This window comes from Pseudomonas sp. NFACC13-1, assembly GCF_900104425.1.
GTDB lineage: Bacteria > Pseudomonadota > Gammaproteobacteria > Pseudomonadales > Pseudomonadaceae > Aquipseudomonas > Aquipseudomonas fluorescens_AA.
Genome location: NZ_FMXV01000003.1, coordinates 379305 through 403347, shown reverse-complemented (window position 1 = coordinate 403347; position 24043 = coordinate 379305). Strand labels below are relative to the sequence as shown.

The following is a 24043-nucleotide window of genomic DNA, read 5'->3' as shown; positions in this document are numbered from 1 at the left end:
CGGCACGAATTTTGTTGTTATGTTCTTTTGGGCGTTGTAAAGGTCAAAAGGCCGGCGACACACTGAAGGGAGTCCCACATGGCAAGTCCAATTCTACCTGGCTTGGGTCTAGGCTCTGGCCTCGATACCACTGCGATCGTCAAGGCGCTGGTCGATTCCGACAAAGCCGCCAAGCAAGGTCAGATCACCCGAGCGACGACGACGACTGCCAACAGTATCTCCGGGGTGGGAACCCTGAAGTCTTTGTTGGCAGCGTTCAATACCGCCATGAAGGACTTGTCCAGCACCACGACCCCGCAATTCTCGGGTTATGCTGCGACATCCTCCGCCCCAGGTGTTGTCACGGCTACCGCCGGCAACTCGGCGGTGAATGGCACTTACGCAATCAAGGTCACAAACCTCGCCACGGCATCCAAGGTCACTTCGGCGGCCTTTGCCGGGGGGACGGCCAGTGCCATCCCGAGCGGCACGCTGACCATCGCGCAGAAGGGGGTCAACTATAACCTCAATGTGCCGGATGGTTCGACCTTGCAGTCGGTTCGCGACGCGATCAATGCTGACACTTCGCTCAAGGCTGCTGGCGTCAGTGCCAACATCGTGACCGACTCCTTCGGTTCGCGCCTGGTACTGGGCTCCACCACTACCGGGGCGGGTTCCGATATCTCGGTGAGCGGCATCGCGGGGCTGGAGATCGATGGAACGAATGTCGTAGGTGCCAACAATGCTCCGCTGACGGCGACCTCGGCGGGTGCCATCGGTGCTTTGGCCCTGGATGCCAATTTCTCTGTCGATGGCATGGTGCTGACCAGCAAGAGCAATACGGTCAGCACGGCGATTTCCGGATTGACGTTGAATTTGGTCGGCGTAGCAGGCGACGGCACTTCAACCGTAACGGTGGCGCCGAACAACGACGGCCTGAAAGCCTCGATCCAGAAATTCGTCGATGCCTATAACGCGATCGCCAATAGCATCACCGCACTGACCAAGCCGTCGCTCGACGACGATGGGAAGCTGACGGTGCCGGCAAAATTGACCGGTGACGCGTTGCCTCGCTCACTGCTGGCGGCGATTCGAACGCCCTTGTCTGAAACCGGCGCTGGCGACAAGCTGACCTCGCTGGCCCAGTTGGGTATTACCACCGATCAGAAGACGGGCGCGTTGAACTTCAATACCGTCAAATTCACCGAAGCGATGAGCGATAAAAAGCTCAGCGGTGAAGTCCAGACGTTGTTCACGGGCACCAATGGACTGCTGGAGCGCATGGGTAAGGCGATCGAACCCTACACTCAGACCGGCGGCATCCTCGACCAGCGCACCAGTACGCTGACCAAGACCCAGACCCGCCTGAAGAACGATCAGGAGGCCCTGGATCGTCGGGTCGAAACCCTGACCGCTGTTCTGACCAAAAAGTACAACGACATGGATACCCTGGTTGGCAAGCTGAAGGCCACTGCCAGCAACATTACCTCGATGTTCGAGGCGTTGACGGCACAACAGAAAAACAGCTGATTTTCCAGAGATGCAAAAGGCCCGGCAACGTTTTGACCACGTTCCGGGCTTTTGGCTTTTCGACCTAAAGTTTTTTGACGCAGCGTCGATACGCTATTTATACGAACCGAAGTTTTTTGATGAGGTAGAACATGAATCCGATGTTGGCCCTTCGCCAATACCAGAAGATTGGCGCCCAGGCGCAAACCTCCGAAGCAAGTCCCCATCGTCTTGTGCAGATGCTCATGGAGGGCGGCCTGGATCGTATCGCCCAGGCCAAGGGCGCGATGGAGCGCAAGGATATTGCAAACAGAGGCATTCTGATCAGCAAGGCCATCGGCATCGTCGGTGGTCTGCGTGAAGGCCTGGACCTGGAAAACCAGGCCGAGTCGGTCGCCGAACTGGATGCTCTTTACGCTTACATGATGAAACGTCTGGCCGAAGCCAACGTCAAGGCCGATCCGAAGATCCTCGACGAAGTCGCCGATCTGCTTCGCACGGTCAAGGAAGGCTGGGATGCCATTGCCGCGCCTGGTCCGCAATTCTAAGGAGTGCCCTCATGAGTCTTGTCCTGCAGCGAATCGAACACACCCGTGATGCCCTGGTCGATGCCTTGGCTGAGCGCAACTGGGAAGCCATCGGACAATTGGACCTGGCCTGCCGTTCCTGCATGGAAGACGTCCTGAGCGAGTCCGAGGTGGATGAGGCGGCGTTGCGTAATAATCTTGAGGAGTTACTGGGGGTGTACCGGCAATTGCTGGAGGCGGCCACAGGAGCGCGTCAGGCGATCGTCGACGAGATGCAACAGATCCATCAAGCACAGAACGCCGCAAAGGTTTACCATCTGTTCGGTTAATGCTCAGTTAATCCGAGTCCGTTGCGCCATAAATTTGACTGTGCACGGTTTTTTGACTTAACTAGTAGCTGTTTACAGATTTAAGGCGTCTACAGGCATGACAAGTCTGCAAGCGTCTAGCTTGCCCCCTAATTTCGGGCATTGGGTTGACTAGGGAAGTTGCTATTGCATGTGGCGTGAAACCAAAATTCTCCTGATCGATGACGATAGCGTTCGGCGCCGCGACCTGGCGGTGATCCTGAATTTTCTTGGCGAAGAAAATTTACCCTGCGGAAGCCATGATTGGCAGCAGGCTGTCGGCTCATTGTCGTCCAGTCGTGAAGTCATCTGTGTCCTTATCGGGACCGTAAATGCTCCCGCAACGCTTTTGGGCTTGCTAAAGACACTCTCAACCTGGGATGAGTTCCTTCCGGTTTTGTTAATGGGCGAAAATTCTTCCCTTGACTTGCCTGAAGACCAGCGCCGCCGGGTACTTTCCACGCTCGAAATGCCGCCCAGCTACAGCAAGCTGCTCGATTCGCTGCACCGCGCGCAGGTTTATCGCGAGATGTACGATCAGGCTCGCGAGCGCGGCAGGCATCGCGAACCCAACCTGTTCCGCAGCCTCGTCGGCACCAGCCGGGCGATCCAGCACGTGCGCCAGATGATGCAGCAGGTCGCCGATACCGACGCCAGCGTGCTGATCCTGGGCGAGTCGGGCACCGGCAAGGAAGTGGTCGCGCGCAATCTGCATTACCACTCCAAGCGTCGCGAAGCGCCGTTCGTGCCAGTCAACTGTGGCGCGATCCCGGCCGAGTTGCTGGAAAGCGAACTGTTCGGCCATGAGAAAGGCGCCTTCACTGGCGCGATCACCAGCCGCGCCGGGCGTTTCGAGCTGGCCAACGGCGGTACGCTGTTTCTCGACGAGATCGGCGACATGCCGTTGCCGATGCAGGTCAAGCTGTTGCGCGTCCTGCAGGAGCGCACCTTCGAACGTGTGGGCAGCAACAAGACCCAGAGCGTCGATGTGCGCATCATTGCCGCCACGCACAAGAACCTCGAGAGCATGATCGAGGTCGGCAGTTTCCGCGAAGACCTCTATTACCGCCTCAATGTTTTCCCGATCGAAATGGCGCCACTGCGTGAGCGCGTCGAAGACATCCCGTTGCTGATGAACGAATTGATCTCGCGCATGGAGCACGAAAAGCGCGGTTCGATCCGCTTCAACTCGGCGGCGATCATGTCCCTGTGTCGCCATGGTTGGCCGGGCAACGTCCGCGAGTTGGCCAACCTGGTGGAGCGCATGGCGATCATGCACCCGTACGGGGTGATCGGCGTGAACGAGTTGCCGAAGAAATTCCGCTACGTCGACGACGAAGACGAACAGATGGTCGACAGCCTGCGCAGCGACCTGGAGGAGCGAGTGGCCATAAACGGTCACACGCCGGACTTTACCGCCAATGCCTTGTTGCCGCCCGAAGGCCTGGATCTCAAGGATTACCTGGGAGGCCTTGAACAAGGTCTGATCCAGCAAGCCTTGGACGATGCCAACGGTATCGTGGCCCGCGCGGCAGAACGCCTGCGCATCCGTCGTACCACCCTGGTGGAGAAGATGCGCAAGTACGGCATGAGCCGTCGTGAAGGAGATGAACAGGCGGATGATTGACGCCTGTTTTCCAACCGCCTGATTCTTGGGCGGTTTTTTTTCGGCACGGGTATTGCTATAGCCCTCGCAACGTTCCGTTTAACTGACGGTCAGCCAAGCGAGAGAGCACGATGACCCAAGCCGCCCAGATGTCTCCTGTCCCCGAACCGGGACACATGCCGTCCGCCGAACAGGCAAGCCGGCTTGGACTTGAGCAGGCATTTTCGCTGTTCAGCCAGATGTCCAGCCAACTGACGGATTCCTACAGCCTGCTCGAAGCCCGGGTCACCGAGCTCAAGGGCGAGCTGGCCGTGGTCAGCGCCCAGCGCATGCAGGAGCTGGCGGAAAAGGAACGCCTGGCCAATCGCCTGCAAAATCTCCTCGACCTGTTGCCCGGTGGTGTGATCGTCATCGACGCCCACGGCCGTGTACGCGAAGCCAACCCGGCGGCCTGCGAGTTGCTCGGCCTGCCCCTGGAGGGCGAGCTGTGGCGGCATGTCATCGCCCGCTGCTTTGCGCCCCGGGACGACGACGGCCATGAAGTGTCCCTCAAGGACGGCCGGCGCCTGTCCATCTCGACGCGTTCGCTGGACGCCGAGCCTGGGCAGTTGGTGCTGCTCAATGACTTGACTGAAACCCGTCACCTGCAAGACCAGTTGGCTCGCCACGAGCGCCTGTCTTCCCTGGGACGGATGGTGGCCTCGCTGGCCCATCAGATTCGTACGCCGCTGTCCGCCGCGCTGCTCTATGCCAGTCACCTGACCGAGCAGCAATTGCCGATGGAAACCCAGCAACGCTTCGCCGGACGCTTGAAAGAGCGCCTGCACGAACTGGAGCACCAGGTGCGGGACATGCTGGTGTTCGCTCGCGGCGAGCTGCCGTTGACCGACCGCGTCACCCCCAAGGCCTTGTTGCAATCGCTGCAGGCCGCGGCGTTGACTCATGTGCAGGAACTGCCGATCCGCTGGCAGTGCGACAGCCATGTCGGTGAAGTACTGTGCAACCGCGACACACTGGTGGGCGCGTTGTTGAACCTCATCGAAAACGCGATCCAGGCCAGCGGCGGCGACGTGCGGCTGAAAGTGCACTTGTACACGCGCGACAACACCTTGCGCCTGTCTGTCAGCGACAACGGCAGCGGTATCGAGCCGGCCGTGCTGGTGCGCCTGGGCGAGCCATTCTTTACCACCAAGACCACCGGCACGGGCCTGGGCCTGACCGTGGTCAAGGCCGTGGCCCGTGCTCATCAGGGAGAATTGCAATTGCGCTCGCGGTTGGGCCGTGGCACGTGTGCGACGGTGTGCTTGCCGCTGTTTTCCAATGCGCCAGGAGTGGAGTGAAAGCAATGGCGATCAAGGTGTTGCTGGTTGAGGATGACCGGGCCCTGCGCGAGGCGCTGGCCGATACCCTGGTGCTGGCCGGGCACGACTACGCCGCCGTCGGTTCGGCGGAGGAAGCGCTGCTGGCGGTGGGCCGGGAAGCGTTCAGCCTGGTGGTCAGTGACGTCAACATGCCAGGCATGGACGGCCATCAATTGCTCGGACTGTTACGGGCTCGTCAGCCGCAATTGCCGGTCTTGCTGATGACCGCTCACGGCGCCGTCGAGCGAGCGGTGGACGCCATGCGCCAGGGCGCGGCGGATTACCTGGTCAAGCCGTTCGAGCCAAAGGCACTGCTGGACCTGGTCGCGCGCCATGCCTTGGGCAGTCTCGCGGTCGAGGGCGAAGGCCCGGTGGCCATCGAGCCGGCCAGTGCGCAACTGCTGGAGTTGGCCGCACGGGTCGCTCGCAGTGATTCAACCGTGTTGATTTCCGGCGAGTCCGGTACGGGCAAGGAGGTGCTGGCCCGCTACATCCATCAGCAATCCCGGCGTGCCGGGGAACCGTTCATTGCCATCAATTGCGCGGCGATTCCCGACAACATGCTCGAGGCGACACTGTTCGGCCACGAAAAGGGTTCGTTCACCGGTGCCATCGCGGCCCAGGCCGGCAAGTTCGAACAGGCCGACGGTGGCACGATCCTGCTCGATGAAATTTCCGAAATGCCGTTGGGCCTGCAAGCCAAGCTGTTGCGGGTATTGCAGGAGCGGGAAGTGGAGCGGGTGGGGGCGCGCAAGCCCATCAGCCTGGACATTCGCGTGGTGGCGACCACCAATCGCGACCTGGCCGGCGAAGTGGCGGCGGGGCGTTTCCGTGAAGACCTCTATTACCGTCTGTCGGTGTTCCCGCTTGCCTGGCGTCCGTTGCGCGAGCGCACCGCCGATATCCTGCCGCTGGCCGAGCGCCTGCTGAACAAACACGTCAATAAAATGAAGCACGCGGCGGCCCGGCTTTCAGCCGAGGCCCGGGCCTGTCTGGTTGCCTACCCGTGGCCGGGCAATGTCCGAGAACTGGATAACGCCATTCAGCGGGCTTTGATCCTGCAGCAGGGCGGTTTGATCCAGCCGGAGGATTTCTGCCTGGCCGGTTCGGTGGCCTGCGCGCCATTGCCCGCATTGGCTCCGGCACCGACCGCGCCCCCCGTGCCGCCGATGGATGTCGAGGGCGATTCGGTTGGCGCCTTGGGCGATGACCTGCGGCGTCGCGAGTTCCAGATGATCATCGACACCCTGCGCGCCGAACGCGGTCGTCGCAAGGAGGCTGCCGAACGCCTGGGGATCAGCCCGCGCACCCTGCGCTACAAGTTGGCGCAAATGCGTGACGCCGGCATGGATGTCGAGGCTTATCTGTTCGCCAGTTGAATAAGCACCAATACCCCCTGTGGGAGCGAGCTTGCTCGCCGATAGCGGTGGGTCAGTCAAGTCGAGGTCGGATGTGATGGGTTATCGCGGGCAGGCTCGCTCCCACAATGGGGTTGTGTGCGCATTTGTTTTCTATCGCCATGGAGCTGGCACCCTTGTTGCTAATACCTGAATACCCGCTGAGCAAGTGTCAAAAAAATGCGGGCCGCCAGAGAGAGTAGACCATGAGCCAAGGTATTGAATTTAATCGGTTGATGTTGGACATGCGGGCCATGCAAATGGACGCCATGGCCCAGCCTAAATCGGTCGCGGTCCCCCAGGTGGGTGGCAGCAGCTTTTCCGACATGCTCGGTCAGGCCGTCAATAAAGTGAACGATACCCAGCAGGCGTCGAACCAGTTGGCCAGTGCTTTCGAGATTGGCAAAAGTGGCGTCGACCTGACGGACGTAATGATCTCCTCGCAGAAAGCCAGTGTCTCGTTTCAGGCGCTGACCCAGGTTCGCAACAAACTGGTTCAAGCCTACCAAGACATCATGCAGATGCCGGTTTAAGGAAATTATTGAGTCATGGCAGAAGCAGCCGTTGATAACGTTCCAGCCAAGGCCACTCCGGTAGACGGCAAACCGCCGTTGTTCGGCCTGTCCTTCCTGGAAAATCTCTCCGAGATGACCATGCTGCGTCAGGTTGGCCTGTTGGTCGGCCTGGCTGCCAGCGTGGCGATTGGTTTTGCCGTGGTGCTGTGGTCCCAGCAACCGGACTATCGTCCGCTGTATGGCAGCCTGGCGGGCATGGACGCCAAGCAAGTCATGGAGACCCTGGCTTCCGCCGACATTCCTTACACCGTCGAACCCAATTCCGGCGCCTTGCTGGTCAAGGCCGATGACGTCGCTCGTGCGCGCCTCAAGCTCGCCGCGGCCGGCGTGACGCCGACCGATGGCAACATCGGTTTCGAGATCCTCGACAAGGACCAGGGCCTGGGCACCAGCCAATTCATGGAAGCGACCCGTTATCGTCGCGGCCTTGAAGGTGAGCTGGCGCGGACCATTTCCAGCCTGAACAATGTCAAGGGTGCCCGCGTTCACCTGGCGATCCCGAAAAGCTCGGTGTTCGTGCGCGACGAACGCAAGCCCAGTGCTTCGGTATTGGTCGAGCTGTATTCGGGCCGTTCCCTGGAGCCAGGCCAGGTCGTGGCCATCGTCAATCTGGTGGCGACCAGCGTACCCGAGCTGAGCAAATCGCAGATCACCGTGGTTGACCAGAAGGGCAACCTGCTGTCCGACCAGGCGGAAAACTCCGAACTGACCATGGCCGGCAAGCAATTCGATTACAGCCGTCGCATGGAAGGCATGCTGACCCAGCGGGTGCACAACATCCTGCAACCGATCCTGGGTAACGATCGCTATAAAGCCGAAGTGTCGGCCGATGTCGACTTCAGCGCCGTCGAGTCCACTTCCGAGCAGTTCAACCCGGATCAGCCGGCGTTGCGCAGCGAGCAGTCGGTGAATGAACAACGCACCGCCAGCAATGGCCCGCAAGGCGTCCCGGGTGCCCTGAGCAACCAGCCGCCGTCGCCGGCCAGTGCGCCGCAAACCACCGGTGGCGCCACGGCGGCCGCCGGCATGGTGCAGCCAGGCCAGCCGCTGATCGATGCCAACGGCCAGCAGATCATGGACCCGGCCACCGGCCAGCCGATGCTGGCGCCGTACCCGGCCGACAAGCGTCAGCAGTCGACCAAGAACTTCGAACTCGATCGTTCCATCAGCCACACCAAGCAACAGCAGGGCCGTTTGAATCGCCTGTCGGTCGCGGTGGTGGTGGACGATCAGGTCAAGGTCAACCCGGCCAACGGTGAAACCAGCCGTGCGCCATGGAGCGCCGATGAATTGGCGCGCTTTACCCGCCTGGTGCAGGACGCCGTCGGTTTCGACGCCAGCCGCGGCGACAGCGTCAGCGTGATCAACGTGCCGTTCTCCCTGGAGCGCGGTGAAGTGGTCGCCGATATTCCATTTTATTCGCAACCCTGGTTCTGGGATGTGGTCAAGCAAGTACTGGGTGTGCTGTTCATCCTGATACTGGTGTTCGGCGTACTGCGTCCGGTGCTCAATAACATCACCAATGGCGGCAGGAACAAGCAGCTGGCCGGCCTGGGTGATGTGGAACTGGGCGGCATGGGCGGCCTGGATGGCGAATTGGCCAATGATCGCGTCAGCCTCGGCGGGCCGCAGAGCATTCTGCTGCCAAGCCCGAGCGAAGGCTATGACGCTCAGTTGAACGCTATCAAGAGTCTGGTGGCAGAAGACCCGGGTCGTGTGGCCCAGGTCGTGAAAGAGTGGATTAACGCAGATGAGTGATAATCGAGCCGCTGTTGCCAAATTGTCCCGGGTCGACAAAGCCGCGATCCTGCTGCTGTCCCTGGGGTCGACCGACGCCGCCCAGGTGCTGCGCCACATGGGGCCCAAGGAAGTCCAGCGCGTGGGCGTGGCCATGGCGCAGATGGGCAATGTGCACCGCGAGCAGGTCGAGCAGGTGATGAGTGAGTTCGTCGACATCGTCGGCGATCAGACCAGCCTGGGCGTGGGTTCCGACGACTACGTGCGCAAGATGCTCACCCAGGCTCTGGGCGAGGACAAGGCCAACGGTCTCATCGACCGGATCCTGCTGGGTGGCAATACCAGCGGCCTGGACAGCCTCAAGTGGATGGAGCCGCGGGCGGTTGCCGACGTGATCCGTTACGAGCACCCGCAGATCCAGGCGATCGTGGTGGCTTACCTCGACCCGGACCAGGCCGGCGAAGTGCTGGGCAACTTCGACCACAAGGTGCGCCTGGACATCATCCTGCGCGTTTCTTCGCTCAATACCGTGCAGCCGGCGGCCCTGAAAGAATTGAACCAGATTCTCGAGAAGCAGTTCTCGGGCAACTCCAATGCCTCGCGCACCACCCTGGGTGGCATCAAGCGTGCGGCGGACATCATGAACTTCCTCGACAGTTCGATCGAAGGTCAGTTGATGGACTCGATCCGCGAATTCGACGAAGACCTGTCCGGTCAGATCGAAGACCTCATGTTCGTGTTCAACAACCTGTCCGATGTCGACGATCGTGGCATCCAGGCGCTGTTGCGCGAGGTGTCGTCCGACGTGCTGGTACTGGCCCTCAAGGGCTCGGACGAAGGCGTCAAGGAAAAAATCTTCAAGAACATGTCCAAACGAGCGGCCGAACTGTTGCGCGACGACCTCGAGGCCAAGGGCCCGGTGCGCGTCAGCGATGTGGAAACCGCACAGAAGGAAATCCTCACCATCGCCCGCCGCATGGCCGAAGCCGGGGAGATCGTTCTCGGTGGCAAGGGCGGCGAAGAGATGATCTAAGGTCGTTATGTCTGCCAAGAGTGATGAAGCCCCCAGCGACCTGATCCGCGCCCGGGACGTCGGTGGTTTCGACGTCTGGTCGCTGCCCAGCTTCGACCCCCATGTGCCCGAGCCTGAGCCGGAGCCGGTGGAAGAGCTGCCGGAAATGGAGGAGGTGCCGCTGGAAGAAGTCCAGCCGCTGACCCTCGAGGAAGTCGAGAGCATTCGCCAGGAAGCCTATAACGAAGGTTTTGCCGTGGGTGAAAAGGAAGGCTTCCACAGCACCACACTCAAGGTTCGCCAGGAAGCCGATGTGGCGCTGACGGCCAAGCTCCGTGCGTTGGAATCGCTGATGCTCAACCTGTTCGACCCCATCGCCGAGCAGGACAGCCAGATCGAGAAATCCCTGGTGGGCCTGGTGCAACACATTGCCAAACAAGTGATCCAGCGCGAACTGGCCATCGATTCGAGCCAGATCGAACACGTCATGCGTGAAGCGCTCAAGTTGTTGCCGCTGGGCGTGGGTAACGTGCGGCTGTACATCAATCCCCAGGACTTCGAACTGGTCAAGGCCCTGCGCGAGCGCCATGAAGAAACCTGGCGCATCGTCGAGGACGCGGCGCTGCTGCCGGGCGGTTGCCGGGTGGAAACCGAACACAGCCGCATCGACGCCACCGTTGAAACCCGTATCAGCCAGATCATGGCCAAGTTGTTCGACCAACTGCACGAACAGGCCCTGCATCCGGCCGCCGCCGACCTGAGCCTGGAGTTGCCGGACGATCCCCTGATCAGTGCCGATGCCGCGCCGGCCGATGTGGGGCTGGAGGTGCCTGAATTGGACGCTTCTGTACCGGACAGCCGCGATGCGCCTTGAGCGAACCAGCTTCGGCAAGCGCCTGGGCAGCTACGCCGAGGCCAGTGAGCTGGCCGGCCAACCGATCCTGGAAGGTCGCCTGCTGCGCATGGTCGGCCTGACCCTCGAAGCCGAGGGCCTGCGTGCCGCCATGGGCAGCCGCTGCATGGTGATCAACGACGACAGCTACCACCCGGTGCAGGTCGAAGCCGAAGTCATGGGTTTCTCCGGCAGCAAGGTCTTCTTGATGCCGGTGGGCAGTGTCGCCGGTATCGCGCCCGGCGCGCGCGTCGTGCCCCTGGCCGACAACGGTCGCCTGCCCATGGGCATGAGCATGCTCGGGCGCGTGCTGGACGGGGCCGGGCGCGCCCTGGACGGCAAGGGCGGCATGAAGGCCGAAGATTGGGTGCCGATGGATGGCCCGACGATCAACCCCCTCAAGCGTGACCCCATCAGCATGCCGCTGGACGTGGGTATCCGTTGCATCAACGGTTTATTGACGGTCGGGCGCGGCCAACGCCTGGGCCTGTTTGCCGGTACCGGGGTGGGTAAGAGTGTGCTGTTGGGCATGATGACCCGCTTCACCGAAGCCGACATCATCGTGGTGGGGCTGATCGGTGAACGGGGCCGTGAGGTCAAGGAGTTCATCGAGCACATCCTCGGCGAGGAAGGGCTCAAGCGTTCGGTGGTGGTGGCTTCGCCTGCGGACGATGCGCCGTTGATGCGGCTGCGGGCTGCCATGTATTGCACGCGCATTGCCGAGTATTTCCGCGACAAGGGCAAGAACGTTCTGCTGCTGATGGATTCGCTGACCCGTTTCGCCCAGGCCCAGCGGGAAATCGCCCTGGCCATCGGCGAACCGCCGGCCACCAAGGGCTATCCGCCTTCGGTCTTCGCCAAGCTGCCGAAACTGGTCGAGCGCGCCGGCAATGCGGAAAAAGGTGGCGGCTCGATCACCGCGTTCTATACCGTGCTGTCCGAAGGTGATGACCAGCAAGACCCCATCGCCGACTCGGCCCGGGGTGTGCTCGACGGTCACATCGTGCTGTCCAGGCGCCTGGCCGAAGAGGGTCACTACCCGGCCATCGACATCGAGGCTTCCATTAGCCGGGTCATGCCGTCGGTGATCAGCGCCGAGCACATGAAACGGGCCCAGCAGTTCAAGCAGTACTGGTCGCGCTACCAGCAAAGCCGTGACCTGATCAGCGTCGGTGCCTATGTGCCGGGCGGTGACCGCGAGACCGACACCGCTATCAGTCTTTACCCGGCCATGGCCGTCTACCTGCGCCAAAGCTTGAACGACAACATCGGCATGGGCGCCAGCGAGGCGCACTTGCAGACTATTTTCGCGCCGGTCTCGGGCACGTAACCGGCCATGGCCACAAGTCGTGCGGCGCGCCTGGCACCCGTGGTGGAAATGGCGGAAAAAGCCGAGAAGACCGCTGTCCAGCGACTGGCGTATTTCCAGGGGCAAGTGGCCGTTGCCGAGAGCAAGCTGGCAGACTTGGAAAACTTTCGACTCGAATACCAGGAGCAGTGGATCGCCCGAGGCAGCCACGGGGTCTCCGGGCAATGGTTGCTGGGCTACCAGGGGTTCCTGGCACAGTTGGGCACCGCCATCGACCAGCAGCGCCAGAGCCTGGTCTGGCACCAGAACAACCTGGAGAAGGCTCGCCAGAGCTGGCAAGAGGCGTTTGCCCGAGTCGAAGGGTTGCGCAAACTGGTGCAGCGTTATATCGATGAAGCGCGTCAGTTGGAAGACAAGCGCGAACAGAAACTGCTCGATGAATTGTCCCAGCGTCTGCCGCGACAGAACCCCTACTGATGGGAAATGAGGTTTTTGTCGTATGAACGAGGCAAAACCTTGCTCAGACCTTTACCAGATGCTACACCTTGTACACGTATGTCCATGACAAGGAAGCCGATCATGTCAGTCGTTACCGAAGTATCCCCCGATGGGCATAAGCTGACGATCTCGATCAAGGGTCGATTCGATTTCGGGCGGCATCAGGAGTTTCGTGAGTCCTATGAGCGGCTCATCACGAAACCCGAGTCCATCGTGGTGGATTTGAAAGAAGCCACTTATCTCGACAGTTCCGCCCTGGGCATGCTCCTGCTGTTGCGCGATCATGCCGGCGGCGACGAGTCGGATATCCGGGTCGTCAACAGCAGCTCCGACGTCAAGAAAATCCTCGCGATCTCCAATTTCGACAAGCTGTTCGACATCAGTTGATCGCCATGCAATCGTCGTCGGAGCCACTGACGGTCCTGATTGCCGAAGACAGTGCCGCTGATCGACTGCTGTTGTCGACCATTGTCCGCCGCCAGGGTCACCACGTGCTCACCGCGGCCAATGGCGCCGAAGCGGTCGACGTCTACCTGGAACAGCGTCCGCACCTGGTGCTGATGGACGCGATGATGCCCGTGATGGACGGCTTCGAAGCCGCGCAGAGAATCAAGCAGCTGGCTGGGGACCAATTGGTCCCGATCATTTTCCTCACTTCGCTGACTGAGAGCGAAGCCCTGGCCCGTTGCCTGGAGGCGGGCGGCGACGACTTTCTGGCCAAGCCCTATAACCAGGTGATCCTGGCGGCCAAGATCAAGGCCATGGACCGTTTGCGCCGGTTGCAGGCCACGGTGGTGGAGCAGCGCGACCAGATCGCCCGGCACCATGACTATCTGCTCAACGAACAACGGGTCGCCAAGGCCGTGTTCGACAAGATCGCCCATTCCGGCTGCCTGAGCGCGCCGAACATCCGCTACCTGCAATCACCTTATGCCTTGTTCAATGGCGATTTGCTGCTGGCCGCGTTCAATCCGGCCGGCGACATGCACGTCCTGCTGGGGGATTTCACCGGGCACGGTTTGCCGGCGGCGGTCGGCGCGATGCCGCTGGCGGAAGTGTTCTACGGGATGACGGCCAAGGGCTACGGCCTGGCGCAGATCCTGCGGGAGATGAATGCCAAGCTCAAGCGCATCCTGCCGGTGGATATGTTCTGTTGCGCAACGCTGTTGTGCCTCAGTTTCCAGCGTTGCACGGTGGAAATCTGGAACGGTGGCATGCCCGATGGTTACCTGCATGACAGCCTCAGCGGCGAGCGTACGCCGTTGCCGGCGCGGCACTTGCCGTTGGGCGTGCTCACGCCGCACTTGTTCGATGACCGCACCGAGGTGCATTCGATGTCCCTGGGGGACCGGGTGTTCCTGTTGTCCGATGGCGTAATAGAGACCAGTGACCGCGATGACCAGCCGTTTGGCGTGGAGCGGTTGCAGCAGGTATTTTCGGCCAACCGTGAGCCTAACCGTCTTTTTGAGGACATCCAGCAGGCCCTGCGGGATTTTCGCGGTGAGGCCCGTGACGACTTCAGCATGGTCGAGGTGCGACTGGTCGCACCGACGCAACTCAATCCGCCGCCACCGGTCTATTCCGATAGCGGCCAGTCCAGCCCACTGGACTGGTCGGTGAGCTTCGAGTTCCGGGCCCAGACCCTCAAGCGCTTCAACCCGATGCCCTACCTGTTGCAGTTGCTGCTTGAGGTCCATGGGCTCAGGGCCCAGAGTGGCGCCCTTTATAGTGTCATGTCTGAGCTCTACTCCAATGCCCTGGATCACGGGGTGCTGGGGCTCGACTCGAGCCTCAAGCGTGATGCCGCGGGTTTTGCTCGCTACTACAGCGAGCGCAATACGCGCCTGGATGAACTGAGTGACGGTTACGTGCGGGTGCACTTGCACGTTTCGCCAAGCGGCGAGGGTGGTCGCCTGGCCATCGAGGTCGAAGACAGTGGCGAGGGTTTCGATGTCGCCCGGGTGCTGGCACGGCCCGTGGACAGTGATCGGTTGTCGGGGCGCGGCGTGAGCCTGGTGCGCCAGTTGAGCCACCAGGCCCGCTGGTCAGACGATGGTCGTAGTGCGCGCGTGGAGTTTTTCTGGGAGGCTCTGGCATAATTGGCGTCATTCTTGATCAGGGAGCGAACAAGTGAACGAGATTCATCTGGACCGCGACGTGCTCAGCACGTTGAAGGAAGTCATGGAGGAGGGGTATCTGGAGTTGCTGGATACGTTTCTCAACGACTCCGAGGCTCGCCTGCGCGTGCTGCATGAAGCGCGGGACGCTGAAAAATTGAGCGCCACGGCCCACAGTTTCAAGGGCAGCAGCAGCAACATGGGCGCCATCCGCCTGGCCGAGCTGTGCGGCGAACTGGAACAGCGTGCCAAGCAGCCGTCATTGGGCGGTATCGAAAACCTGGTCAACGAAATCGACAGCGAATTCGCCCATGTCCGCAAGCTTTGCCGGGAAGAGCGTGAAGGCTTCCACTGCTGAGATTTGAGGGTCCAGGTAAGTTTTGGCCCGTGCCTTGCATTGCCTAGTCTCGACTGTACCTATGATTCCAGTGCAGCGGAGACCTTTTTATGCCCGTTACCCCCAATTCATTGCTTCAGGCCTCTGTCCAGGCCAAGCCCAAGGTCGCCGTCAATTCACCGGCAGCGGCCCCGGACCTCGGGGTTAGAGCCTCCAGCTTCGCTCAAGTCTTCGCCAAGCAGGCGCCTTCCAAAACGGCGGCGGCCCCGGAGCCTGTGGTGAAATCGGCGCGCGACAAGGCCGCCGATAACACCGTCAAAAAAGACACCGGCAACGAAAGCCCTGCCGCCCCGGAACCGACGGTTGCCGATAGCGGCAAACCCTTGCCCGCGGACAAACCAGCCAGCACCGACGACAAGGCCGCCAGCGATACCAGCGCCGACTCGGCTGAAACGCCCGTGGCGGATGCGGCGCCGGTCGATCCGAGCCTTGATCCTGGTGTGCTGCCGGACATGACGGTGCCGGTCGCGACAGCCCCGGCGGAACCTGCCCCCGTGGCGGTCACGGCTGAGGCCCAGGTCGCCACGGCAGTTGCGGCGCCCGTTGTCCCATTGGCCGCCGCGGCCCAGCCAGCAGCCCCGGTCGTCGATCCAGCCTTCGACCCGGAAGCCGACCCTCTCGACGCATTGCCCGCCTTGCGCTTGGCGATGGAGCAGGGCGGTCATGTTTCCGCCACCAGCCAGGCGCAGCCCAAGAGCGCTGCCCCGGTGTCGCTCGACGGTGAACCGACGTCGGCGCAGACCTTTGCCGCCGGGATGGCCAGCATGCTCAGCGTGCAAGCCGATCAGAACAGCACCGAGTCCGGTAGCCAGGGGGGTGACAAGGCCTTCGGCGGCTTGATCAGCGAGGGCCTCAAGGACCTGGGCGCGGCGTCCAGCGACACCCGCGTGGATGATTTCGCCAACCGCCTGGCCGCGCTGACCCAGGCCGCCACACCCAAAACCGCCAACGCAGTGCCGGTCAACCAACCTATCGCGATGAATCAGAGCGGTTGGACCGAAGAGGTGGTCAACCGGGTGATGTACCTGTCCAGCGTCAATCTCAAGGCGGCCGACATCCAATTGCAGCCCGCGGAGCTCGGACGCCTGGATATCCGGGTGAACATGGTTCCGGACCAGCAGACTCAGGTCACGTTCATGAGCGCCCACTCCGGCGTTCGTGAAGCCCTCGAAGGCCAGTTGCATCGCCTGCGGGACAGTTTTAGCCAGCAGGGCATGGGCCAGGTCGACGTCAGCGTGTCGGATCAATCCCGTGGTTCGCAGAACCAGGAGCAGCAAGCCCAGCAGCAGGCCCGGGCCGGGCGTACGACGTCATCTGGCGGGCGGGTGGATTCAGCGGAGGAAGCTGGCCCGGTCGGTATCGCTGAAGTGGCCGCCAGCACCACCAGCGTCATTGGCACCAGCGCGGTCGACTACTACGCCTGATCCAACGATGCTCACCCCTGTGGGAGCGAGCTTGCTCGCGATAGCGGATTGTCAGTCACTTTTGCAGGGACTGGTTCATCGCTATCGCGAGCAAGCTCGCTCCCACAGTGGTTTCATGGGGCTGAAGATTCTATTTGCCCGTCATCCTGGGTGCTGACACTTCTGGCATAACACTTGCTCCTGCCTTGCCGTGCAACAGTGAAAACCCCGATTAGTGACGGATTATTGGCATGGCGAAGAGTGAAGCAGCAGCTGTAAAAGACCCTGCAACCAAAGGCAAACTCAAGCTGATCATCATGATCGTGGTGGGTTTGCTCCTGGCGATCGGCGTGTCCGTGGGGGCGACCTGGTATTTCATGCACAGCGCTCAGAGCAAGCCGGCAGCGGCGGTCGAGGCTGCGCCGGTGGGCAAGCAGCCGGCGATTTTCGAACCGATGGCGCCCGCCTTCGTGGCCAACTACACCGTGAACGGTCGTCAACGCTACATGCAGGTCAGCATTACTTTGCAAGGTCGCAACCAGGCTGACCTGGAAGCGCTGCGGGTGCACATGCCGCTGATCCGCAACAACCTGGTAATGCTCTTTTCCGGACAGAATTTCGACACCCTGGCCACGCCCGTCGGCCAGGAAATGCTGCGTCAGAAAGCCACGGCCAGCGTGCAGGAAGTGGCTCAGAAAGAGCTCGGCAAAGTGGTGATCGAACAGTTGCTCTTCACTAACTTCGTATTGCAGTAGGAACACGACATGGCCGTGCAGGACCTGCTGTCCCAGGACGAAATCGACGCGCTGTTGCATGGTGTCGACGATGGTCTGGTACAGACCGAAAACGCTGCTGAACCGGGCAGCGTCAAAAGCTATGACCTGACCAGCCAGGATCGCATCGTTCGCGGACGCATGCCGACCCTGGAAATGATCAACGAGCGTTTCGCCCGGTACACTCGCATCAGCATGTTCAACATGCTGCGCCGCTCGGCCGACGTGGCTGTCGGTGGCGTGCAGGTGATGAAGTTCGGCGAGTACGTGCATTCGTTGTACGTGCCCACCAGTCTCAACCTGGTGAAGATCAAGCCGTTGCGCGGCACCGCGTTGTTCATCCTCGACGCCAAGCTGGTGTTCAAGCTGGTGGACAACTTCTTTGGTGGCGACGGTCGTCACGCCAAGATCGAAGGTCGTGAATTCACCCCGACCGAGCTGCGGGTGGTGCGCATGGTGCTGGAACAGGCCTTCATCGATTTGAAGGAAGCCTGGCAGGCGATCATGGAAGTGAACTTCGAGTACATCAACTCGGAAGTGAACCCGGCCATGGCCAACATCGTCGGGCCGAGTGAAGCCATCGTGGTCTCGACCTTCCACATCGAACTCGATGGCGGTGGCGGCGACCTGCACGTGACCATGCCGTATTCGATGATCGAGCCGGTGCGCGAAATGCTTGACGCCGGTTTCCAGTCGGACCTCGACGATCAGGACGAACGCTGGATCAACGCCTTGCGCCAGGACGTGCTCGACGTCGATGTGCCGATCGGCGCGACAGTCGCCCGGCGCCAGCTGCGTCTGCGAGACATCCTGCACATGCAGCCGGGGGACATCATCCCCGTCGAGATGCCGGAAGATATGATCATGCGCGCCAATGGCGTGCCGGCCTTCAAGGTCAAGATGGGCTCTCACAAAGGCAACCTGGCGTTGCAGGTGATCGAGCCGATCGAACGCCGCTGAGGGGTGTCAACTTCTTAAGTTTGTAACGGATTTTACGTTTTTTACTGATTTTTGCCCGCCGAGGACAAATGATGGCTAACGATATGAATACCCAGGATGACCAGGCGCTGGCCGACGAATGGGCTGCGGCCCTGGAAGAAACCGGCGACGCCGGGCAGGCCGACATCGATGCCTTGCTGGCCGCCGATAGCGGTAATCACGGGTCCAACCGCCTGCCGATGGAAGAATTTGGCAGCGTGCCCAAGAGCAACGAGCCGGTCACGCTGGATGGGCCGAACCTGGATGTGATCCTCGACATCCCGGTGTCGATCTCCATGGAAGTGGGCAGCACCGATATCAACATCCGCAACCTGCTGCAGCTCAACCAGGGCTCGGTGATCGAGCTGGACCGCCTGGCCGGCGAGCCGCTCGACGTGCTGGTCAACGGCACCTTGATCGCCCATGGCGAAGTGGTGGTGGTCAACGAGAAGTTCGGCATTCGCCTGACGGACGTGATCAGTCCGAGCGAACGCATCAAGAAGCTGCGCTGAGTGAAAGGTTTCTTTGCCGCAGCGTCGATGCTGCCGTTGAGCGTGCTGGCGGCCGAACCGGTTGCCACGGCGGCCGTTGCGCCGACGGCAGGCAATGGGGTCGCCGGACAACTGGCGCAACTGGTGCTCGGCTTGCTGTTGGTGCTGGGCCTGATCTTCTTTCTCGCCTGGTTGTTGCGCCGCGTGCAGCAGGCGGGACCGGCCGGCAAGGGCCAGGTCATCGACATCGTCGGTTCGCGCGCGCTCGGGCCGCGCGACCGGCTGGTGCTGGTGCAGGTCGGCAACGAGCAGATCCTGCTGGGCCTGAGCCCGGGCACCATCACCGCCTTGCACGTCCTCAAGGAGCCGGTGCAGGTACCTTCCACCGAGCCGGCCAGCCCCGAATTTGCCCAGCGCCTCATGGAGCTGCTGGGGAAAGACCAGAAGGATAAAAAGTAATGCCGTTGCGCATTCTGTTGGCATTGGCCCTGATGCTGGCCGCACCGTTGGCGTTCGCCGCCGACCCGCTGTCGATCCCGGCGATCACCCTGGGGACCAACGCCGAAGGGGCCCAGGAATACTCGGTCAGCCTGCAGATCCTGCTGATCATGACCGCGCTGAGTTTCATCCCGGCGTTCGTCATGCTGATGACCAGTTTCACCCGGATCATCATTGTCTTTTCGATCCTGCGCCAGGCCCTGGGTCTGCAACAGACCCCCTCGAACCAGATCCTCACCGGCATGGCGCTGTTCCTGACCATGTTCATCATGGCGCCCGTGTTTGATCGGGTGAACCAGGATGCGCTGCAACCCTACCTGGCAGAAAAAATCACTGCTCAGGATGCCGTGGCCAAGGCCGAGGTGCCGATCAAGGATTTCATGCTGGCCCAGACCCGCAGCAGCGACCTGGAGCTGTTCATGCGCCTGTCCAAGCGCACCGACATCCCCAGTGCCGACCAGGCGCCGCTGACGATCCTGGTGCCGGCGTTCGTGACGTCCGAGCTGAAAACCGCGTTCCAGATCGGGTTCATGATCTTCATCCCGTTCCTGATCATCGACCTGGTGGTCGCCAGCGTGCTGATGGCCATGGGTATGATGATGCTCTCGCCGCTGATCATTTCCCTGCCGTTCAAGATCATGCTGTTTGTGCTGGTGGACGGCTGGGCGTTGATCATCGGTACGCTGGCGGGCAGTTTCGGCGGTGTTTAGGCCTTTTGTGCAGGTAGGACGATATGACGCCTGAAGTAGCGGTAGACCTGTTCCGTGAAGCGCTCTGGCTGACGACCATGATGGTTGCCATCCTGGTGATCCCCAGCCTGCTGGTGGGGTTGCTGGTGGCGATGTTCCAGGCCGCGACCCAGATCAACGAACAGACCTTGAGCTTCCTGCCGCGCCTGCTGGTGATGCTGGTGACGCTGATCGTCGCCGGCCCCTGGATGGTACAAACCTTCATGGAATACATCCTGCAGCTGTACGGCAGTATTCCGCAGTTGATCGGCTGACCTGATGTCGATGCTCGCGCTGACGGACACCCAGATCAGTTCCTGGGTGGCATCGTTCGTCCTGCCGCTGTTTCGCGTCACCGCGGTGCTGATGAGCATGCCGGTCTTCGGCACGACCCTGGTGCCCCGGCGCGTGCGCTTGTACTTCGCCCTGGCGATCACGGTGGTCATCGCGCCCGGGCTACCGCCGATGCCGCCGGTCAGTGCCTTGGACCTCAGTGCGCTGATGCTGGTGGCCGAGCAAATCCTCATCGGTACCTTGATGGGGTTCTCGTTGCAGCTGTTCTTTCAGGCATTCGTGGTGGCCGGGCAAATCATCTCGATCCAGATGGGCATGGCCTTCGCGTCCATGGTCGACCCCACCAATGGCGTGACGACGGCGGTGATCGGTCAGTTCCTGACGATGCTGGTGACCCTGTTGTTCCTGGCCATGAATGGGCATCTGGTGGTGTTCGAGGTGTTGACCGAGAGCTTTACCACCATGCCGGTGGGCAGTGCGTTGCTGGTCAATCACTTCTGGGAAATCGCCGGCAAGCTCGGCTGGGTCCTGGGTGCGGCGATGGTGCTGGTATTGCCGGCGATCACCGCGTTGCTGGTGGTCAATATCGCGTTTGGCGTGATGACCCGCGCAGCGCCGCAATTGAATATTTTCTCCATTGGCTTCCCGCTCACCCTCGTGTTGGGCATGGTGATTTTCTGGGTCAGCCTGGGGGATATCCTCAATCAGTATCAGCCGCTGGCCATCCAGGCCTTGCAGCTTTTACGCGACATGGCACAGGCACGCTGAACCATGGCCGAGAGCGAGAGTGGCCAGGACAAGACAGAAGACCCCACGGAAAAGCGCCTGCGCGAATCCCGGGAAAAGGGCGAGACCGCCCGCTCCAAGGAGCTCAACACGCTGGCGATCATGCTGGCCGGGGCGGGCGGGCTGCTGGTTTATGGCGGCGGGCTGGCTCTGGACCTGCTGGAAATCATGCGCCTGAATTTCTCCCTGCCCCGCGAGGTGCTGCTGTCTCCGGGGGCCATGTCCCAGCATCTGCTGCACTCGGGCAAGATCGCGATACTGGCGGTGCAGCCGGTTCTGATCTGCTTGCTGCTGGCCGCCGTGATCGGCCCGATTTCCCTGGGCGGCTGGTTGTTCGCTGCCGGCAGCCTGGCTCCCAAGTTCAGCCGGATGAACCCGGCCGCCGGTCTCAAGCGGATGTTTTCCACCACGGCGCTGATGGAGTTGCTCAAGGCGTTTGGGAAATTCCTGCTGGTGCTGTTCGTGGCGCTGACGGTGTTGCAATCCGACATCGATGATCTGGTGCGCATTGCCCACGAGCCACTGGAGCAGGCGATTATCCACAGTGTGCAGTTGGTGGGCTGGAGTACGTTGTGGATGGCGTGCGGCCTGATCCTGATCGCCGCCATCGACGTGCCGATCCAGCTGTATCAGAGCAAGCAGAAGCTGATGATGACCAAGCAGGAGGTGCGCGACGAGCACAAGGACGCGGAGGGCAAGCCGGAGGTCAAGCAGCGTATCCGTCAATTGCAGCGCGAGGTCTCCCAGCGGCGGATGATGGCGGCAATCCCCGAGGCGGATGTGGTCATCACCAACCCGACTCACTACGCCGTCGCCCTCAAGTACGACCCCGAAAAAGGCAACGCGCCCGTGTTGCTGGCCAAGGGCAGTGACTTCCTGGCGCTGAAGATCCGTGAGATCGCCGTGGCCAATGAGGTGATGCTGCTTGAGTCCCCGGCGCTGGCGCGATCGATTTACTACTCCACCGAGCTCGATCAGGAAATCCCCGGGGGGCTGTACCTGGCCGTGGCCCAGGTATTGGCCTACGTCTACCAGATCCGCCAACACCGCGCGGGCAAGGGCAAGCGCCCCGAGCCGCTGAAGGATTTGCCGATCCCTCCGGATTTGCGGCGTGATTCCTGAGTGAGCTTTGTTCGCGAAGCATGCTATGTGTCGGCTAAGGCTGGAGCTCAAAGGCAGGAGGATTTGCCGATTTGCGGCGTCACTCGCGTCTCGTTCTGTATAAAAGCTCATCCAAAGGCGTAGGCGGAATCTCTTTCGCTCTTATATGGCTAATTGAAATCGGGTCGACTCCCGGTAAGCGTCCGGACTTTGCTTTGTGTAGTACTGCGTTGAATGCAAGACGGTGATCAAGTTCTCTGTATGGGGCGTTTGAAATGAGTTGTTCTGCTGCGATCTTGTTTTCAACGTGATTTTGAAAGTTGATTTCTGAGTAGTTACGTATCGCTGTCTGGTTGTTTTTTCTCAACTGTTTGAACTTGGGTTTGTTGTAATTGGTTAGCTTGGAAAAAGCTAGCTCTTGAAGCGTCGGATTCTTGGGGATTTGTATGTTCTTTTGGGCTTCAAATTCGCGAACTAATTGATTGTCGGAGTTAAATATTCGTCTGGTTATGGTTGTTTCTAGTATGTCATGGCTTTGCTCGCCTATGATGCGTCTCACGACACTTGTCTCAGTGGTTGTGTGTTGCACCTCGCGCGGAGTCGTGCCAGATCTCGCTTTTGAAAAAAATTTTATAATCCTTGTAAAAAAACCAGCCGTCCCGTTCGGATCTCTCCTGTTTATCGGGTCGCCAGTACAATACGCATAAGTGTTCACACCACCGACGCCAAACGGACTCAAACGATCCGGGCTATTAAATCGCATCAACACCGGGTTAAAAGCCCGATAACCATTTCCCAGCAAATAATGCCCCGTCACCGAGTCTGCTCTTTCTCCGTTGAAACCGAGCAGGCTCAGCAGGCCGCCGCCAGCAGGGCGATGGCCATAGGGTGAATAGGCGAAGGACTGCGATTTGTTGGCGGCGAGGGCCTGTAATACCGAGCGATGTTGATCGGTCGCCACCAGCGTTGCTTGTCTTATGTTGCCCAAGGTTTCGGTCAGGGCCAGCAGGTGCTCATCGTGCTGAACAATTGATCGGTTGATGGCGCCTTCGATTTCCGTAGCCAGGCGGGACTTACAATAAAAGCGCTGGACAGGCGCATGAGTTGACACGGACTGGCCGGTGAGGCGATCCAAGGGGTCATAACTGTAGACCCAGAGACGAGTGGCTGGCATGATCGACACTCCGTTCGGATGAGGTCCAAGAGGATTGTCGGGGCTCGACGTAGAAAGGGGAACTGGCAGAACTGTTAGGTATTCGTGAATATCGACACGAGTATGGCGAGCGAATATCTGCAGCTGGCTGCCCACCTATGCCTTGCCGCTATTGCGGGGCGTAGCGCAGGCACGCTGAAACCATGGTTCAGAACAAGAGAGGTCAGGACAAGAGGGGAAATAGCTGGCCAAGGGCAACGACTTCGTGGCGTTGAAGATCCGCGAAATCGCCGTGGCCAATGAAGTGATGCTGCTCGAATCCCCGGCCCTGGCGCGGTCGATCTACTACTCCACCGAACTCGACCAGGAAATCCCCGGGGGCCTGTACCTGGCTGTGGCCCAGGTATTGGCCTACGTCTACCAGATCCGCCAACACCGCGCCGGCAAGGGCAAGCGCCCCGAGCCGCTGAAGGATTTGCCGATCCCTCCGTATTTGCGGCGTGATTCCTGAGTGAGCTTTGTTCGCGAAGCATGCTATGTGTCGACTAAGGCAGGAGCTCAAAGGCAGGAAGATT

General features: G+C 60.7%; 25 protein-coding genes and 1 pseudogene. 25 read left to right on the top strand and 1 reads right to left on the bottom strand.

Translation table 11 applies throughout. The features are described 5' to 3' along the window. The first annotated feature begins 78 nt into the window (after positions 1-78). From fliD to flhB, 24 genes are all read left to right on the top strand, one after another. Complete coding sequence (gene fliD / locus BLQ55_RS06545; protein ID WP_092252996.1) at positions 79-1509, top strand: flagellar filament capping protein FliD; 1431 nt, start codon at positions 79-81, stop codon at positions 1507-1509. A gap of 131 nt (positions 1510-1640) precedes the next feature. Continuing rightward, positions 1641-2036: a flagellar export chaperone FliS gene (gene fliS, locus BLQ55_RS06540; RefSeq protein ID WP_060738652.1), complete on the top strand. Its 396-nt coding sequence runs from the start codon at positions 1641-1643 to the stop codon at positions 2034-2036. Positions 2037-2047: 11 nt separating this feature from the next. After that, positions 2048-2344, top strand: coding sequence for a flagellar protein FliT (locus BLQ55_RS06535; protein WP_092204539.1), 297 nt, complete (start codon positions 2048-2050; stop codon positions 2342-2344). A gap of 169 nt (positions 2345-2513) precedes the next feature. Beyond that, complete coding sequence (locus BLQ55_RS06530) at positions 2514-3989, top strand: sigma-54 dependent transcriptional regulator (RefSeq protein WP_003199076.1); 1476 nt, start codon at positions 2514-2516, stop codon at positions 3987-3989. Between the two features lie 110 nt (positions 3990-4099). Continuing rightward, the gene (locus BLQ55_RS06525) at positions 4100-5308 is read left to right on the top strand and encodes a sensor histidine kinase (RefSeq protein ID WP_092252994.1); all 1209 of its coding nucleotides are present in this window, start codon (positions 4100-4102) and stop codon (positions 5306-5308) included. A gap of 5 nt (positions 5309-5313) precedes the next feature. Continuing rightward, positions 5314-6708, top strand: a complete 1395-nt coding sequence (gene fleR / locus BLQ55_RS06520) for a sigma-54-dependent response regulator transcription factor FleR (protein ID WP_092252992.1) — start codon at positions 5314-5316, stop codon at positions 6706-6708. Between the two features lie 224 nt (positions 6709-6932). Further along, entirely contained in the window at positions 6933-7259 is a 327-nt protein-coding gene (gene fliE / locus BLQ55_RS06515) for a flagellar hook-basal body complex protein FliE (protein ID WP_003199082.1), read from the top strand. 15 nt (positions 7260-7274) lie between these two features. Continuing rightward, a complete protein-coding gene (gene fliF / locus BLQ55_RS06510) occupies positions 7275-9059 on the top strand; it encodes a flagellar basal-body MS-ring/collar protein FliF (protein WP_060738649.1) in 1785 nt (594 codons plus the stop codon). Next, the gene (fliG, locus tag BLQ55_RS06505) at positions 9052-10071 is read left to right on the top strand and encodes a flagellar motor switch protein FliG (RefSeq protein ID WP_003199086.1); all 1020 of its coding nucleotides are present in this window, start codon (positions 9052-9054) and stop codon (positions 10069-10071) included. Before fliF ends, fliG begins: the two co-directional genes overlap by 8 nt. Before the next feature lie 7 nt (positions 10072-10078). After that, complete coding sequence (gene fliH / locus BLQ55_RS06500) at positions 10079-10924, top strand: flagellar assembly protein FliH (protein ID WP_092204542.1); 846 nt, start codon at positions 10079-10081, stop codon at positions 10922-10924. Then, complete coding sequence (gene fliI / locus BLQ55_RS06495) at positions 10914-12272, top strand: flagellar protein export ATPase FliI (RefSeq protein ID WP_092204543.1); 1359 nt, start codon at positions 10914-10916, stop codon at positions 12270-12272. Before fliH ends, fliI begins: the two co-directional genes overlap by 11 nt. 6 nt (positions 12273-12278) lie before the next feature. Beyond that, positions 12279-12728 (top strand): flagellar export protein FliJ, encoded by a 450-nt coding sequence (gene fliJ / locus BLQ55_RS06490; protein WP_092204544.1) that lies wholly within the window; start codon positions 12279-12281, stop codon positions 12726-12728. A 102-nt stretch (positions 12729-12830) separates the two neighbouring features. Continuing rightward, on the top strand, positions 12831-13136 hold the full coding sequence (locus tag BLQ55_RS06485; RefSeq protein WP_092204545.1) for an STAS domain-containing protein: 306 nt from the start codon (positions 12831-12833) through the stop codon (positions 13134-13136). Between the two features lie 5 nt (positions 13137-13141). Then, entirely contained in the window at positions 13142-14848 is a 1707-nt protein-coding gene (locus BLQ55_RS06480; RefSeq protein ID WP_092252990.1) for an ATP-binding SpoIIE family protein phosphatase, read from the top strand. Between the two features lie 31 nt (positions 14849-14879). After that, complete coding sequence (locus BLQ55_RS06475; RefSeq protein WP_053178502.1) at positions 14880-15224, top strand: Hpt domain-containing protein; 345 nt, start codon at positions 14880-14882, stop codon at positions 15222-15224. Positions 15225-15313: 89 nt separating this feature from the next. Beyond that, a complete protein-coding gene (locus BLQ55_RS06470) occupies positions 15314-16687 on the top strand; it encodes a flagellar hook-length control protein FliK (RefSeq protein WP_092252988.1) in 1374 nt (457 codons plus the stop codon). A gap of 230 nt (positions 16688-16917) precedes the next feature. Beyond that, a complete protein-coding gene (gene fliL / locus BLQ55_RS06465; protein WP_092204548.1) occupies positions 16918-17421 on the top strand; it encodes a flagellar basal body-associated protein FliL in 504 nt (167 codons plus the stop codon). A gap of 9 nt (positions 17422-17430) precedes the next feature. Then, on the top strand, positions 17431-18399 hold the full coding sequence (gene fliM / locus BLQ55_RS06460; protein ID WP_053120288.1) for a flagellar motor switch protein FliM: 969 nt from the start codon (positions 17431-17433) through the stop codon (positions 18397-18399). Positions 18400-18470: 71 nt separating this feature from the next. Then, positions 18471-18929, top strand: a complete 459-nt coding sequence (fliN, locus tag BLQ55_RS06455) for a flagellar motor switch protein FliN (protein ID WP_072408512.1) — start codon at positions 18471-18473, stop codon at positions 18927-18929. After that, positions 18930-19367, top strand: coding sequence for a flagellar biosynthetic protein FliO (fliO, locus tag BLQ55_RS06450; protein ID WP_092252986.1), 438 nt, complete (start codon positions 18930-18932; stop codon positions 19365-19367). Continuing rightward, positions 19367-20116: a flagellar type III secretion system pore protein FliP gene (gene fliP / locus BLQ55_RS06445; protein ID WP_053120292.1), complete on the top strand. Its 750-nt coding sequence runs from the start codon at positions 19367-19369 to the stop codon at positions 20114-20116. Before fliO ends, fliP begins: the two co-directional genes overlap by 1 nt. Before the next feature lie 23 nt (positions 20117-20139). Beyond that, the gene (gene fliQ / locus BLQ55_RS06440) at positions 20140-20409 is read left to right on the top strand and encodes a flagellar biosynthesis protein FliQ (protein WP_038858957.1); all 270 of its coding nucleotides are present in this window, start codon (positions 20140-20142) and stop codon (positions 20407-20409) included. A gap of 4 nt (positions 20410-20413) precedes the next feature. Beyond that, positions 20414-21196 carry a flagellar biosynthetic protein FliR gene (fliR, locus tag BLQ55_RS06435; protein WP_092204550.1) on the top strand — a complete coding sequence of 261 codons (783 nt, stop codon included), beginning with the start codon at positions 20414-20416 and terminating at the stop codon, positions 21194-21196. Between the two features lie 3 nt (positions 21197-21199). Next, entirely contained in the window at positions 21200-22336 is a 1137-nt protein-coding gene (flhB, locus tag BLQ55_RS06430; protein WP_092252984.1) for a flagellar biosynthesis protein FlhB, read from the top strand. A gap of 79 nt (positions 22337-22415) precedes the next feature. Here the strand turns inward: flhB and BLQ55_RS06425 are convergent, their stop codons facing one another. Beyond that, positions 22416-23489: an RHS repeat-associated core domain-containing protein gene (locus BLQ55_RS06425; RefSeq protein WP_092252982.1), complete on the bottom strand. Its 1074-nt coding sequence runs from the start codon at positions 23487-23489 to the stop codon at positions 22416-22418. Positions 23490-23712: 223 nt separating this feature from the next. Between BLQ55_RS06425 and BLQ55_RS06420 the strand changes: the two are divergent. Then, positions 23713-23979: pseudogene (locus BLQ55_RS06420) on the top strand (EscU/YscU/HrcU family type III secretion system export apparatus switch protein); the annotation flags it as partial. Positions 23980-24043: the final 64 nt, after the last annotated feature.

Coding starts and splice junctions, on each gene's coding strand:
- fliD (WP_092252996.1), top strand. CDS start 79: ATGGCAAGTCCAATTCTACCTGGCTTGGGTCTAGGCTCTGGCCTCGAT.
- fliS (WP_060738652.1), top strand. CDS start 1,641: ATGAATCCGATGTTGGCCCTTCGCCAATACCAGAAGATTGGCGCCCAG.
- BLQ55_RS06535 (WP_092204539.1), top strand. CDS start 2,048: ATGAGTCTTGTCCTGCAGCGAATCGAACACACCCGTGATGCCCTGGTC.
- BLQ55_RS06530 (WP_003199076.1), top strand. CDS start 2,514: ATGTGGCGTGAAACCAAAATTCTCCTGATCGATGACGATAGCGTTCGG.
- BLQ55_RS06525 (WP_092252994.1), top strand. CDS start 4,100: ATGACCCAAGCCGCCCAGATGTCTCCTGTCCCCGAACCGGGACACATG.
- fleR (WP_092252992.1), top strand. CDS start 5,314: ATGGCGATCAAGGTGTTGCTGGTTGAGGATGACCGGGCCCTGCGCGAG.
- fliE (WP_003199082.1), top strand. CDS start 6,933: ATGAGCCAAGGTATTGAATTTAATCGGTTGATGTTGGACATGCGGGCC.
- fliF (WP_060738649.1), top strand. CDS start 7,275: ATGGCAGAAGCAGCCGTTGATAACGTTCCAGCCAAGGCCACTCCGGTA.
- fliG (WP_003199086.1), top strand. CDS start 9,052: ATGAGTGATAATCGAGCCGCTGTTGCCAAATTGTCCCGGGTCGACAAA.
- fliH (WP_092204542.1), top strand. CDS start 10,079: ATGTCTGCCAAGAGTGATGAAGCCCCCAGCGACCTGATCCGCGCCCGG.
- fliI (WP_092204543.1), top strand. CDS start 10,914: ATGCGCCTTGAGCGAACCAGCTTCGGCAAGCGCCTGGGCAGCTACGCC.
- fliJ (WP_092204544.1), top strand. CDS start 12,279: ATGGCCACAAGTCGTGCGGCGCGCCTGGCACCCGTGGTGGAAATGGCG.
- BLQ55_RS06485 (WP_092204545.1), top strand. CDS start 12,831: ATGTCAGTCGTTACCGAAGTATCCCCCGATGGGCATAAGCTGACGATC.
- BLQ55_RS06480 (WP_092252990.1), top strand. CDS start 13,142: ATGCAATCGTCGTCGGAGCCACTGACGGTCCTGATTGCCGAAGACAGT.
- BLQ55_RS06470 (WP_092252988.1), top strand. CDS start 15,314: ATGCCCGTTACCCCCAATTCATTGCTTCAGGCCTCTGTCCAGGCCAAG.
- fliL (WP_092204548.1), top strand. CDS start 16,918: ATGGCGAAGAGTGAAGCAGCAGCTGTAAAAGACCCTGCAACCAAAGGC.
- fliM (WP_053120288.1), top strand. CDS start 17,431: ATGGCCGTGCAGGACCTGCTGTCCCAGGACGAAATCGACGCGCTGTTG.
- fliN (WP_072408512.1), top strand. CDS start 18,471: ATGGCTAACGATATGAATACCCAGGATGACCAGGCGCTGGCCGACGAA.
- fliP (WP_053120292.1), top strand. CDS start 19,367: ATGCCGTTGCGCATTCTGTTGGCATTGGCCCTGATGCTGGCCGCACCG.
- fliQ (WP_038858957.1), top strand. CDS start 20,140: ATGACGCCTGAAGTAGCGGTAGACCTGTTCCGTGAAGCGCTCTGGCTG.
- fliR (WP_092204550.1), top strand. CDS start 20,414: ATGTCGATGCTCGCGCTGACGGACACCCAGATCAGTTCCTGGGTGGCA.
- flhB (WP_092252984.1), top strand. CDS start 21,200: ATGGCCGAGAGCGAGAGTGGCCAGGACAAGACAGAAGACCCCACGGAA.
- BLQ55_RS06425 (WP_092252982.1), bottom strand. CDS start 23,489: ATGCCAGCCACTCGTCTCTGGGTCTACAGTTATGACCCCTTGGATCGC.